Consider the following 14,449-nt stretch of genomic DNA (forward strand, 5'->3'; position numbering starts at 1 on the left):
TCTCCCTAATTTAGTTTATATAAATCTGTTTTTTGATAGATAATTACACCAATAATCGTTGCCAAAAGAAGATAAATTAATTGAATACTTATGACAAACCAATTATTCACGTCAACAAATTTGGCAATATTAGAAGTACTTCCTATAATCCAATAATTCGTAACAAAACAGTTAATTATAATCATTACAAGAGCAACTATAATGGCAAAGAATGGCTTAATTATTACCGAAAGCAATAATTGCATAGATATAAGCACTATTCCCCCGACAAAAAAGCAAAATCCAATTTGAAATAACGATAGATTTAAACCCTCATATAGCAACACTGGCTGTAAATTAAAAGTAATACCATAAAGAAAACTAACAAGAATGACTAAACCAAAGAACGTTAAGTAATAGACTAACATCACTGTAATAATTAGTAGAATTTTAGAAAAATAGGCTAATTTCCTATTGTTAAAACGTATCGTGACAAATTCTTCCAACATAAACAATTCCGTGTAAAAATAACTTCCAAATAGGAAAACAGGTAAACTTTGAATAATAATCCAGTTCAAGTTGCTTGCAATCGGGTTATCCGTTCTATTCTCTTGTTGTAAAAATCCTAGAAACGCATCTGCTATTGTACCTGATCCATTTTTTGTATTTAGCACATCCACTATAACTGTCAATATTAAAAGCAAACTTAAACCGACTATTTTCAATTGATTCACTTGAAGGAACCATAATATTTCTCGTTTAAAGAATAACCACATACTAACGCACCTTCTTTTTCGAAGTCCGGAACATATCTTTTTTTTCCATTAGAAACCAGTTAATCCAAAATAAAACGATAAGCACACTAATCAAACATAAAACTCGTCCGGCAAAAGAATATAAATCTATCAAGTCTCTATCATTAACTACAAATAGATTGGAAACTTTCTGTAATTTTATTGTGCTAATATCAAATAAAAACACAAGAAATACAAGAAAAAAGCAATTGCCTTATTCTCTGTAAGAACAATTAAAATATTCTGCAAAATTCCTATAAGTATCAATCCTAACAAAAATAGAATAAATGAATATATATATAATTGTAACATTTGAGCACTTATCGCTATTTCTCTATTCAACATACTACTTCCAAAGCTTAATATACTGTTCATTATAGCAATGAGAAAGGCATTCCAAAAAATCACAGTCGCATTCACTTTCCAGAGGTTATATTTATTTTTAACTCTAACAACAGCAAATTCTCTATTTTGAAAATACAATACTTGATTTAACCATAAACAAAACGGACTTAAAATCATAAACAAAACTTCTACTGATACAGAACTTTGTACAGTAGAAAGAACATCCATTCCAATATTACCTGTATACCATAAACGTATTATAATAATAAATATACATAGTAGTAATAATAATAAGTATTTTCTTTTTTTAAAATCAAAATTCGACCTAATTAAATTATGACTTTTCATTTTTCACACTCCAAGCAATACCGATGATTGCCACTACAAAAAGAAGCAGAAATTCTATCCAAATAACTTGGAAGTTCAAAGGATATGCTTGTTTTGGAGTTAAAAAACCAAACGGACTGACCTCCGGATAACCGCCTAAAGAAAATACAATCCAAATTCCATAATAAATTGCTAGCGGACTTAATAGCACTACATATTTACTAGAACTAAAAAAGGAAACTAAAATCCCCAGTAACGCGAATAATCCACTATAAACAAAACCGATTACAAGAAATATCACCTCATAAGTAATTGGGCTGTTATAAAAAACATTTCCAAACATCTCTTCATATGTTACTGGTACTTCAGATGCAAAGTAATCAAAAGGAACTGATGGATAGACTAACATTAATAAAAAAAGCTCCACAATCAACGGCAAGCAAAATGCCACTCCTCCAGCAACAAACGCAACGATACTTTTTGAAAAGTAATACTGTTTGTCCGTTCCTCTTATCCGCGAAAATATATCCAAACCAGTACGGCGATCCTCTCCTAATAAATCTGCCCCTGCTAACGCGACTAAACATGGCAGCAATAAATAATAAAGATTTGTCCCAAGCCCAGTAGTATTATAACCAGTTAAATATATAAAAACATTTTCTTCTGTAGGTGAATAATAGCGTGCTACTGTTATTTGCTGTATTATCACGATAAACATTCCAAGTGCAAGTGCTAGAAGAAATGATTTATTCTTAAAAACTCGCTTAAATTCTATTTTTAAAAATTGATTCATTTAATATCTCCTTTTATAAATATAGGGTAACCCTCTTTATTTTAAGAAGCCTACCCTATAACTATTTAAATGCTATCTGGACTCCAAAGACCCGTAGCACTAACTCTAACAATCTGAAGCTTACTAGTTTCAGCAGCTAATTTAACATTACATTTACCATAATCTTCATATGCGTAATTGGCAATTTTTTTACTTTTACCTTGTGACACAGTAACTTCTCTACTTCGAACACTGGCACCATTAGATTTTAAAATCCACGCGTCCATTGTTCCTTTTCCTATTGAGTTTAATTTCACATAAGAAGCCGTGGTATTCTGTTTTTGTCTAGCACTAGTATAGTCATTCCCACCTAATCTACCTAACGTAAAACTAAATTTTGTATCTGAATAATTCGCTGCACTTACATTTAAAATTCCCATTCCCGATAAAAACATTGCACCCGCTAACCCCAAAACAACTAATTTCTTTTTCATTTTTTCTCTCCTCTGTAAATTATTTAAGTACAGGAAGAATATATCACAAATTGTAAATATCTAATTTTTTAGAAATATGAACTAATTCTTTATAACTATACTATTCAGTGATTAAAGAAGTAAATAAAGCAATTTTAGGTATTAAAAAACCGACAAAGCCAAATGACTTTGTCGGTTTGAAACGTATCAGATATTATTTGCTGATGTTAGAAACAACGCCAGCGCCTACTGTACGTCCACCTTCACGGATGGAGAATTTAGTACCGTCTTCGATAGCGATTGGTGCAATTAGTTCAACTGCAAGCTCAATGTTATCACCAGGCATTACCATTTCAGTACCTTCTGGAAGTGTAACAATACCAGTTACGTCAGTAGTACGGAAATAGAATTGTGGGCGGTAGTTGTTGAAGAATGGAGTATGACGTCCACCTTCTTCTTTAGTTAAAACATAAGTTTCAGCTTTGAAGTTAGTATGTGGAGTAATCGAACCTGGTTTAGCTAATACTTGACCACGTTGGATATCTTCACGAGCAACACCACGTAGAAGTGCGCCAATGTTGTCGCCAGCTTCAGCGTAGTCTAGTAATTTACGGAACATTTCTACTCCAGTTACTACTACTTTTTTGCTTTCTTCTTCAATACCGATAACTTCTACTTCGTCACCAACTTTAACTTGTCCACGTTCAACACGTCCAGTTGCAACTGTTCCACGACCAGTGATTGAGAATACATCCTCAACTGGCATCATGAATGGTTTGTCAGTATCACGTTCTGGAGTTGGAATGTAAGAATCTACAGCTTCCATTAACTCGTCAATTTTAGCTTCCCAATCAGCTTCACCTTGAAGTGCTTTAAGAGCTGAACCTTTGATTACAGGAATGTCGTCGCCAGGGAATTCATATTCAGTTAATAGATCACGAATTTCCATTTCAACTAATTCAAGTAATTCTTCATCGTCAACCATGTCACATTTGTTCATGAATACAACGATGTATGGAACACCAACTTGACGTGAAAGTAAGATATGTTCACGAGTTTGTGGCATTGGACCATCAGCAGCAGATACTACTAAGATAGCTCCGTCCATTTGTGCAGCACCAGTGATCATGTTTTTAACGTAATCGGCATGTCCTGGGCAGTCAACGTGTGCATAGTGACGAGTATCAGTTTGGTACTCAACGTGTGCAGTAGAGATTGTGATCCCACGTTCTCTTTCTTCTGGAGCACCGTCAATTTGGTCGTAAGCTTGTGCATCAGCAAAGCCTTTTTTAGCAAGTACAGTTGTAATTGCAGCAGTTAAAGTAGTTTTACCATGGTCAACGTGTCCAATAGTACCAATGTTAACATGGGGTTTAGAGCGGTCAAATTTTTCTTTTGCCATTTTAAAATATCCTCCTCGATAATTCAATAATTATTTTTTACTTAGCTTAAAATTTAAACTAAGTAATACTTCTAACTAAAGTTATACTTGATGTTGCGAAAAAAATCAATTAATCTTCTTTGTTGTTTCCACCATTAGCTTTAATGATTTCTTCAGCAATAGATTTAGGAACTTCTTCATAGTGGTCAAATTGCATAGTGTATACACCACGACCTTGCGTACCTGAACGAAGGTGAGTTGCATAACCAAACATATTTGCAAGTGGTACAAATGCGCGAACAACTTGAGCGTTACCGCGAGCTTCCATACCATCTACACGACCACGACGGGAAGTAATATTACCCATGATATCACCAAGATATTCTTCTGGGATAACAACCTCTACAGCCATCATTGGCTCAAGGATTACAGGGTCACATTTCTTAGCAGCATTACGTAATGCCATTGAAGCAGCCACTTTGAAGGCCATTTCATTGGAATCGACGTCATGGTAAGATCCGTCGTAAAGTTTTGCTTTGATGTCAATCAGTGGATATCCTGCAAGTACACCATTATCTAGTGCGCCTTCAAGACCTGCTTGTACAGCTGGGATGTATTCACGTGGAACAACCCCACCAACGATTGCATTTTCAAATTCAAATCCTTTACCTTCTTCGTTTGGTCCGAATTCAATCCAAACGTGACCATATTGTCCACGTCCACCAGATTGACGTACGAATTTACCTTCAACTTGAGCAGATTTACGGAATGTTTCACGATAAGAAACTTGTGGATCACCAACGTTAGCTTCAACGCGGAATTCACGTCTCATACGGTCAACAAGAATGTCAAGGTGAAGTTCACCCATACCGGAGATAAGTGTTTGGCCAGTTTCTTGGTCAGTTTCAGCACGGAAAGTTGGATCTTCTTCCGCTAGTTTCGCAAGAGCTTGCCCCATTTTATCTTGGTCAGCTTTCGATTTAGGTTCGATAGCTACTTGGATAACTGGTTCTGGGAATTCCATGGATTCTAAGATAATTTGATCTTTTTCATCACATAAAGTGTCCCCAGTAGTTGTATCTTTAAGGCCTACAGCAGCAGCGATATCACCAGCGTATACGATCGAAATCTCTTCACGGTGATTAGCGTGCATTTGTAGGATACGTCCAACACGTTCACGTTTACCTTTAGTCGAGTTTTGTACATAAGAACCTGAGTTCAAAGTACCGGAATAAACACGGAAGAAAGTTAAGCGTCCAACATAAGGGTCAGTCATAACTTTGAATGCTAGGGAAGAGAATGGTTCTGAATCATCAGCGTGACGAGCAGCTTCTTCTCCATCAGGCAATACGCCGTTAATAGCTGGAACATCTGTTGGTGCTGGAAGGTAATCAAGTACTGCATCTAACATTGGTTGAACACCTTTGTTTTTGAATGCTGTACCACAAACTACAGGATAGAACTCAACGTTAAGTGTCCCTTTACGGATACCAGCTTTAAGTTCTTCTTTTGTAATTTCTTCGCCTTCTAGATATTTCATCATTAGCTCTTCGTCAAGCTCAGCAACAGCTTCCACTAACTTACCGCGGTATTCGTCTGCTAATTCTTTCAGATCAGCTGGAATTTCTTTAATATGAGGGTCATTACCTAAATCATCTTCGTAATATAATGCGTTCATTTCGATTAAGTCAATAATACCTTCAAATGTATCTTCGGCCCCAATTGGGAGTTGGATTGGATGCGCATTAGCAGCCAAACGTTCATGCAAAGTTCCTACAGAATATAGGAAGTCTGCGCCGATTTTGTCCATTTTGTTGACGAATACTACACGAGGAACCCCGTAAGTAGTAGCTTGACGCCAAACTGTTTCTGTTTGTGGTTCTACACCAGATTGTGCATCTAGAACCGCTACAGCACCATCAAGTACACGAAGCGAACGTTCAACTTCAACTGTGAAGTCTACGTGTCCGGGTGTATCGATAATGTTTACTCGGTAGCCTTTCCACTGAGCTGTTGTCGCAGCAGAAGTGATAGTAATACCACGTTCTTGCTCTTGCTCCATCCAGTCCATTTGAGAAGCACCTTCATGGGTTTCACCAATTTTGTGAATACGCCCTGTATAGAAAAGGATACGTTCAGTAGTGGTAGTTTTACCCGCATCAATGTGGGCCATGATACCAATATTACGAGTCTTTTCTAAGGAGAACTCTCTAGCCATGTTGTATTTCTCCTTCCATTAAAACAATTTTTCAGGCAATAAGCCCGGAATTTGTTAGTGATTTTTTACCAACGATAGTGTGCGAATGCTCTGTTAGCATCAGCCATTTTGTGTGTATCTTCGCGTTTCTTAACAGAAGCACCAGTATTATTGGCAGCATCCATGATTTCGCGAGCAACACGTACTTCCATTGTTTTTTCTCCACGAAGGCGAGCATAATTTACTAACCAACGAAGACCAAGAGTAGAACGACGGTCAGCACGTACTTCGATAGGTACTTGATAGTTAGCACCACCTACACGGCGAGCTTTAACTTCAAGAAGTGGCATAATGTTTTTCATTGCTTGTTCAAATACTTCCATTGGATCTTTACCAGTTTCTTGTGCAATGATATCGAATGCGGAATACAGGATAGCTTGAGACTTTCCACGTTTTCCGTCAACCATCATTTTATTGATTAAACGAGTTACTAGTTTCGAATTATAAATCGGATCTGGTAACACGTCACGTTTAGTAACAGGACCTTTACGAGGCATCGGATATCCTCCTTTCATATTTTATAAGTATTATTTTTTAGGTTTTTTCGTACCGTATTTAGAACGGCTTTGTCCTCTATTTTCAACACCAGCTGTATCAAGCGCTCCACGAACGATATGATAACGTACCCCTGGTAAATCTTTTACACGTCCACCACGAATAAGAACAACACTATGTTCTTGTAAGTTGTGTCCAATACCAGGAATGTAAGCTGTTACTTCAATACCATTACTCAAACGTACACGGGCATATTTACGAAGCGCCGAGTTAGGTTTTTTAGGAGTCATGGTACCAACACGAGTACATACGCCACGTTTTTGCGGAGAGTTAACATCAGTTAGTTCTCTTTTAAAACTGTTCAGGCCCTTGTTCAAAGCAGGTGATGTAGATTTTTTAATTTTAGATTGACGAGGTTTGCGTACTAATTGGTTAATTGTAGGCATGGGATAAATTCCTCCTTCCTTGTTTAGTAGTTCCACACATCCAGGTGGTTCATTTTTTCGGTAAAATAAAATGGCTGTAAGATCGACCTACAACGCTTTTTTATTTTCAGACCTCTGTTTATAGTAGAGGCACCTTGAATATAGTAACACCTTAAGCTGAAGATGTCAAGATGGTTTTCGATATAATCTACCATGGATATTGTTTGATTATTCACAATGATTGTATTAATATAAATTTAAAAAGGGTGATTGAGATGGATTGGACAACTTTGTTAAATGGAAGAACATTAGAGCGCGAAAGAACAACCAACGAAACTGATTTAAGAAATGTTTTTGAAAATGACTACCAAAGGATTATCTTAAGCGCTTCATTTCGCAGACTTCAAGATAAGACCCAAGTTTTCCCTTTAGAAAAGAATGATTTCATTCGAACTAGATTAACACACTCCTTAGAAGTATCAACTATTGCAAAATCTATGGGAACGATGATTGGTACTAAGATTGTGCGAGATAAAATTGATTCAAAATTCACAGTAGAAAATATTCGCGAACTTTCCGACCTTTTAGCTTCAGCTGGATTACTTCATGATATCGGTAATCCACCTTTTGGCCATTTTGGCGAGACAGCAATAAGACAATGGTTTGCTAAAGAACTGCCTTCACTTACACTAGATAAAATTTTAATAAATACTTATTTAGAAGAACAAATGTGTGAAGATTTTTTGAATTTCGAAGGGAATGCCCAAGTTCTACGGGTAGTTACTAAGCTTCATCAACTCTTTGAAAACAGCTATGGCATGAATTTAACTTCTGCTACGCTAAATTCATTTATCAAATATCCTGTTAATTCTTTACAAATAAATCCCATATTAAAAGTAAAAAAATGGGATACTTTTACGCTGAAAAGGATATTTTTCAAAAAATCACAGAACAGACTGGAACTTTCGGTAACAGACACCCTGTCACCTTCTTACTAGAAGCAGCGGATGATATTAGCTATCTAATAGCCGATTTAGAAGATGCAGTAAAAAAAGGAATCCTGTCAATAGATAATCTTATAGAAGTATTGCAATCCGAAATTACTCCTCAAGATTATTTATTTAAAGAGTGTCTTGAAAAATTGCTACAAACTAAAAAAACTTGTATAAAAGAAATTTCTACATTTCAATCATGGTCTACAACAAAAGTAAGAGGGAAATTAATAAATTCTGTTGTAGAGAGTTTTTTCGATAACTATTCTGCAATAATTGCTGGTACTTTTGATAAAGCCTTATTAGAAACTTGTAAAGGGAAAGACTTAGCAAAAGCTCTAGAAAAGGCATGTCGCACACACGTTTTTACAGATAAACAAATTATTGCTTCGGAGCTTGCAGGCAAAAAAATCATTTATGGCTTACTAGACCTTTTTGTTCCTGCCGTAATCTACTATGATTCTGAGTTTGCAGATCCTAACAAAGATGAATCTAAACGGTTAATAAAATTGATATCTGACAACCACCTTTCTTCTTATTACAAATATTCAAAAAATAAAAACGAGAAGGAACAGCTTTATTTACGCTTATTATTAGTTACTGACTTTATATGTGGTATGACCGATACTTATGCAAAAGATTTATATCAAGAACTTAATGGCATCTATTAAAAAACAGCAATCTCAGAAATCAAACTGAGATTGCTGTTTTGCATTTAACTAAGCCCATTCAACCGTTGATATAAATCTTTCGCGTAGCTGTCGGTCATGCCGCAAATGAAATCTGTTACGAGTAGTAGGCGGAGATATAGTTTCATCGTTTCGCTCTCACCTTCTGCATTTTTGCGGTAACAGCCTAGATAGTTGTCAGAAATCAAAGTTAGTAAGCGTTTGTCCTTAGCAGTTTGGCGTTCTGGTGTCTCACTATCATAATAAATGACTGCCGGGATAAAAGTTTCAAGTAATTTGGAAATTATCTCGTTTCCGGCGATTTCAGATTCGACGATGCCTTTATCTTGGTAAATATAGGTAAATGAAAGACTTTGCAGAATTTGAACAAGTTGTTCTGCCTCAGAAGCATCAATTAGCGAATCATTGAAAGTTCCGGCCATTATTGCTTCATAATTTGCGTAAAACACTTCAAGTGAGCGATTAATGAGCTGACCACGGACATTGGATGCCAGCCATTGTTGCACGATAAAACTTTCTTCTTGTCCTTCGTAGCGTTCGCTTTTTTTCTTGAGCTCGTTGTAACATGCAGCAGTAACTTTATTATGCTCTTCTATTTCTTCAAAACCTCTTAAAATTTGGGTGATATTAACAATGCCTTTTTTTACGCCATCTTCTAGGTCAGCGTTGAGGTAAGCGATATCGTCTGCTACTTCGAGTAAATAAGTTAGCGGATGACGATTATCTAATGCTTCCGTTGCTGTAGTTATTTCATTAAATAATGACTCATCTGCATAAAAATAGCCTAATTTTTTACTTTTGATTTGGTTTTTATTTATTTTTAAGGAAGAAACTGGATATTTTATGACAGCATTTATGGTTGCAAAAGTTAGATTCAGTCCATATTGATCGAAAAGATAATGCAGTTTTGACACGACACGAAGCACCTGCGCGTTACCTTCGAAGTAATAAAAATCTTCTTTCATTTGCGGCGTTAAAATTTCGGCTAAACTTTTGTTTTTATAAGTGATTGTTGCTAGATTATCTCGGAACCACTCGCGAATACTTTCTTCGCCGAAATGACCGAACGGCGGATTTCCCATATCATGTAAAAGACCTGCACAAGCCAGAATTTCCGGAATTTTATCAGCATGGTCCTTTGTGAAATCTTCATCTAGCTTTTCTTCTTGAATCGTATGGGTTACCATGTTCCCCATTGACTTAGCAATTGTACTTACTTCCATTGAATGCGTTAGTCGTGTACGGACAAAGTCACTTTTTTCTAGTGGGAAGACTTGTGTTTTATCTTGTAAGCGACGAAATGATGCGCTCATGACGATTCGTTGGAAATCATTTTCGAATGCGCTACGTACATCGGTATTTTTAGAACGAGTGACACCTGATTCGCGGCGGCGTTTGTCATTTAGAAGTTTGTCCCATTTCATTTATATCACGTCCTTTATAGGTTACTTAATTTTTCCATTTCTATTTTTGAAAGTCTATGTACGGTCCATTCTGCCATTTTTTCTGCACCGATTTTATTATAAAAATCCATACCTGATTTATTTTCGTTGAGGCACCACCATTCAAACCTACCACAATCCCGCGACAAGGCGAGCTTTGAGAGGTACTTAAAAAACTGTGTTCCAAAACCTTTACCGCGCATTTCGGGAATAATGTAAAGATCTTCTAGGTAAAGTCCTTTTTTACCTAACAAGGTGGAGTAATTATGAAAGAATAGCGCGAACCCCACAGATTGGTCTTCATATTCCGCAATAATGACTTCCGCTACTTTTTGATTAAAAAGAGTATCACGCAACCCGGCCTCTGTTGCAACTACATCTTGCCCAATTCCCTCATGTTTTGCAAGTTCTAAAATATAATGGAGAATTAGTGCGCTGTCGAATTCTGTCGCATTTCGAAAAGTTAGTTTGGACATTCGGAAACTCCTTTTAGTTTTATTTTAAGTATAAGCTAGTGTGTCCGATGTATCAAACAAAAAAAGCACTCACACTAGTTCTATCCTTCCAAAAGTTTAGAAATTTATCACGAGGGAAAAATGATAGAAACTTAAAATTAGGAGGGGTAATTCAATTGATTAAAAAAATAGTTTGGGCAAGTTTTTCTTTGGTATTAGTTTTATTTTCGTTTCCAGTAGTTAGCACAGCTGCAACCTCAGGGGATTTCGAATATACTGTAAATGGAAATGAAGCCACCATCACGGACTACACTGGAACAATTACAGATGTAACTATTCCTGCAACTATTGGAGCTAATAACGAATATACTGTTACTTCCATCGGTAATGGGGCTTTTTATTCAAAAGGGTTAACTGCGGTTACTATTCCAGATTCTGTCAAAACCATTGGGGATGGGGCTTTTACGATTAATTCACTGCAACAACTTGTATTGCCAAATTCTGTACAATCTATAGGTATAAACTCCTTTAGCGTCAACCAACTCGAGACAATATCCCTCTCAACCTCACTAGAAAATATACCTCGTTTTGCTTTCTTAGCCAACAAATTAAAAAGCGTTGAAATACCTGCAAATGTAACAAGTATTGATGCTTCTGCATTTGAAAACAATTATATTACTGACATAACTATCCAAAATCCTAATATCCAACTTGCATACCAAGCTTTTGCTGCCCAAACTATTTTAAGCAAATTGATTGTCCCAAGCGATAATACCTTACCATTAAAAAACTACATTCATTTCAACGATGCATCTTCGCAATTAACAATGGACAATTTAACAGTGACTGATTTAGCTGATGGTGTTACTTATGATTCTACCAAAAATGCATTAGTCTTCACAGCAGAACCACTAGAATCCACCTTCTCGCTTTACACCGGAACTAATCGTTATGATTCTTATTATGATATTTCTGAATATGGCCCTTCTGGAAAACCAATCATCTTATTTGAATATACCAAACCTGTCATCGCCACTTATAAAGATGAAACTGGTACAGAGCTCGCTAGTTCGACAAGAATAGATGGAAGTATCGGTGACGCATATACTTCTACTCCAAAAACGATAGACGGATTCACATTAAAGGAAACTACTGGTAATCCTACTGGCCAATTCACAAATACAACTCAAAATATAAGTTATATTTATGAAAAAGACCCGATTCAAAACGGAACGGTAACTGTGACGTATCAAGATGAATCTGGCAACTCACTAGTACAAGATACTACTTTAACTGGAGAAGTTGGTAGTACTTATCAGACGGAAAGTAAAAATATTACAGGCTATCAACTAACAAAAGTAGATGGTAATGAATCTGGCACGTTTAGCTCCAACCAAACAATTGTCACTTACGTATATGAAAAAATAACTAGTGACGAGAATAATTCAAATGGTCCGGGCGAGACAACGAATAATAATTCAACAAATGCAGAAGATGCTGACTCCCCATCCACAACTACTCAAATGAAAGCAAGTAATAGTACGCTTCCAAAAACAAGTGACTCAAGTGATAATTTTCTTTTTGCAGTAGGTGGGTTACTTACAGCATTGGCGATGGGAATATTGTTTTTCAGAAGGTAGCTTATTAAAAGAAGCAGGTAAGCCAATTAAACTGGCTACCTGCTTCTTTCTATGCTTTTTTCTTTTTACTTAAAATGTATAATCCAGCAAAACAGAAAAGAACTCCCACTAATATTATTGGTTTCACTAATGTATCTCCTGTTTTTGGTAAACTTTCTTGCACTATTACTTGTTGTTCTGATTCCGACACAGAAAAATCAGATTGTACGCTTTCACGATCCCTTATAGTCGTTTTATCAGTTGAGTTCGGACTGTTTCCTCCTGGAAGTACAGGATTTTCTGGATTAACAGCTGATTTTGATTCGATATGGACAATAACTTTTTTCGTTACATCAGAACCCTTTACGCTTAGAGTGACAGTATAATCTCCTGGGGTAGTGAAATCGACAACATCTGTAAAATCGGTTGTTATTGTATACTTATCCGGAGTTACAGTGGCATCAATATCTGTTAAAAATTCTGTTTCAGTTTTAGATGTGCCTTCTTCATAGCTAATTTCTTGTTTGCTTTCTATAATAACTGGTGTTTTTGTGATGTGTACATTGACTTTTTTCGTTACATTCGTCCCTTCTATTTGTAAAGTTACTAAATAATCTCCTGGAACTGCAAAATCAACGACATCCATAAAATCGCTTGATATTTTATCCCAATAAGGTGTTACTTTAGCATCGATATCTTTTAGAAATTCTGCTTCAGTCTTGCTTGTTCCTTCTTCATAACTGATTTCGGACGCACTTTCTAGTGTAACTGTTCCTGCTTGATAAGGAATTGTCATTGTTCCTGTGAATAAACCATCCTCACTCATAAAGGAATAACTCAAGTCTCCTTGTGTAGCAGTTAAATTAGTCCATGTAATTGTTCTAGTATTTCCATCATAAACCCCACCTTGCCCAGGTGTGATTTGCTCAACTGGATTTCCGAATTTGTCTAATAAATCAGCTGGTAAAGTATAAATAAGTTTTCCACTATAAGCAATTTGTTTTGTTTCCACAGGTTTTTGGGAAGTCGCATTATACGTCACATTATCTGGAATTGTGCTGATATCCTTTAGTTGGTTTCCTTGAACATAAAGACTTGTTAATGCAGGATTTTTATTAACATCTATACTGGTAAGCTTATTATTCCTAAGGTCTAACCTCGTTAAATCTGCACTGGCACTAACATCTATACTAGTAAGATAATTATCAGCAAAATCAAGTGTCCTTAAGTCCGGATTATTACTAAGGTCTAGGTGACCAGTCAAGCTACCGTATTCTCCAAAAAAAGTAACTAGCTTAGTATTTTTACTAAGGTCTATCGTAGTAAATAAATTAGCATAAGCATTAAGAAAAGTTAATCCTGTCAAATATTCAATTCCCGACGTATCTTCAATATCGTAATTTCCACACTCAAGAACTGTTAACTCAGCTAATTTCTCTTCAGATACTTCATCTTCAACATCCTCGCCAAAAGATTCAGAAACCGCAAGAGCTAGATTTTCGTCTGGAAACCAGTCTTCATAAGTCATGCTCGTATCTTGTGCCGCTTTGGTTATTTGTACATTTTTCTCAATTTCTTTATTATCAACAGCTTTTCCCGAACCCGCTATTTCTTTAGTGTCCGTCTCAGTAGAAACAGTTTGATTTTCAGAGTTAGTTCCTTTTGCAGATAAACTAGCCTGTGTCTCTGCATGTACAGCAATTATTGATAAATTACTTATAAATGTGACTGCTAGAACAGATACGACGACAAATCTAGATAGCTTCATAATTTCGTTCTCCTTCAATAATCAATTTAATAATAATGGCTACTAATTTTAGTGCTTTTTTAATATACCCGTGAAACTAGCAAGTCAATCTCAATAAAATACACTATAAAAATGCAAGCAATTCAACTGAATGAATTACTTGCATTTATTATTGATAATTTTATCATTTTAATAAAGTTAGAACAATAATGAATTCAAGTTCCCTATAAAATAAAATGATATTTTTGTCTATTTTG

12 protein-coding genes and 1 pseudogene are annotated in these 14,449 nt (G+C 35.9%); 2 read left to right on the forward strand and 11 right to left on the reverse strand.

Annotated elements, in window-relative coordinates; translation table 11 throughout:
• Positions 1-5: 5 nt before the first annotated feature.
• From CKV67_RS13450 to rpsL, 8 genes are all read right to left on the reverse strand, one after another.
• Positions 6-755, reverse strand: coding sequence for a hypothetical protein (locus tag CKV67_RS13450; RefSeq protein ID WP_014093833.1), 750 nt, complete (start codon positions 753-755; stop codon positions 6-8).
• Positions 756-932: 177 nt separating this feature from the next.
• Entirely contained in the window at positions 933-1,466 is a 534-nt protein-coding gene (locus CKV67_RS13455; RefSeq protein WP_231923522.1) for a hypothetical protein, read from the reverse strand.
• On the reverse strand, positions 1,453-2,238 hold the full coding sequence (locus CKV67_RS13460) for a membrane protein (RefSeq protein WP_014093835.1): 786 nt from the start codon (positions 2,236-2,238) through the stop codon (positions 1,453-1,455). The genes CKV67_RS13455 and CKV67_RS13460 overlap by 14 nt, the downstream gene beginning before the upstream one ends.
• Before the next feature lie 65 nt (positions 2,239-2,303).
• Positions 2,304-2,711, reverse strand: coding sequence for a DUF2712 domain-containing protein (locus CKV67_RS13465; protein ID WP_014093836.1), 408 nt, complete (start codon positions 2,709-2,711; stop codon positions 2,304-2,306).
• Between the two features lie 193 nt (positions 2,712-2,904).
• Entirely contained in the window at positions 2,905-4,092 is a 1,188-nt protein-coding gene (gene tuf / locus CKV67_RS13470) for an elongation factor Tu (protein ID WP_003753951.1), read from the reverse strand.
• Between the two features lie 109 nt (positions 4,093-4,201).
• Complete coding sequence (fusA, locus tag CKV67_RS13475) at positions 4,202-6,289, reverse strand: elongation factor G (RefSeq protein ID WP_014093837.1); 2,088 nt, start codon at positions 6,287-6,289, stop codon at positions 4,202-4,204.
• A 65-nt stretch (positions 6,290-6,354) separates the two neighbouring features.
• Complete coding sequence (rpsG, locus tag CKV67_RS13480; protein ID WP_003753956.1) at positions 6,355-6,825, reverse strand: 30S ribosomal protein S7; 471 nt, start codon at positions 6,823-6,825, stop codon at positions 6,355-6,357.
• 30 nt (positions 6,826-6,855) lie between these two features.
• A complete protein-coding gene (gene rpsL, locus CKV67_RS13485) occupies positions 6,856-7,269 on the reverse strand; it encodes a 30S ribosomal protein S12 (RefSeq protein WP_003720973.1) in 414 nt (137 codons plus the stop codon).
• A gap of 254 nt (positions 7,270-7,523) precedes the next feature.
• On the opposite strand from rpsL, the pseudogene CKV67_RS15030 reads away from it, so the two are divergent.
• A pseudogene (locus CKV67_RS15030) lies at positions 7,524-8,911 on the forward strand (deoxyguanosinetriphosphate triphosphohydrolase).
• Between the two features lie 44 nt (positions 8,912-8,955).
• Here the strand turns inward: CKV67_RS15030 and CKV67_RS13495 are convergent.
• Together CKV67_RS13495 and CKV67_RS13500 are read right to left on the reverse strand one after the other, a co-directional pair.
• On the reverse strand, positions 8,956-10,353 hold the full coding sequence (locus tag CKV67_RS13495) for a deoxyguanosinetriphosphate triphosphohydrolase (RefSeq protein ID WP_014093838.1): 1,398 nt from the start codon (positions 10,351-10,353) through the stop codon (positions 8,956-8,958).
• A 14-nt stretch (positions 10,354-10,367) separates the two neighbouring features.
• Positions 10,368-10,847 (reverse strand): GNAT family N-acetyltransferase, encoded by a 480-nt coding sequence (locus tag CKV67_RS13500; protein ID WP_014093839.1) that lies wholly within the window; start codon positions 10,845-10,847, stop codon positions 10,368-10,370.
• 155 nt (positions 10,848-11,002) lie between these two features.
• Here CKV67_RS13500 and CKV67_RS13505 point away from each other — a divergent pair, with 155 nt between their 5' ends.
• Positions 11,003-12,466, forward strand: a complete 1,464-nt coding sequence (locus CKV67_RS13505) for a MucBP domain-containing protein (RefSeq protein ID WP_014093840.1) — start codon at positions 11,003-11,005, stop codon at positions 12,464-12,466.
• A gap of 49 nt (positions 12,467-12,515) precedes the next feature.
• Here the strand turns inward: CKV67_RS13505 and CKV67_RS13510 are convergent, their stop codons facing one another.
• A complete protein-coding gene (locus CKV67_RS13510; protein WP_014093841.1) occupies positions 12,516-14,213 on the reverse strand; it encodes a LapB repeat-containing protein in 1,698 nt (565 codons plus the stop codon).
• Positions 14,214-14,449: the final 236 nt, after the last annotated feature.

The organism is Listeria ivanovii subsp. ivanovii (assembly GCF_900187025.1).
GTDB lineage: Bacteria > Bacillota > Bacilli > Lactobacillales > Listeriaceae > Listeria > Listeria ivanovii.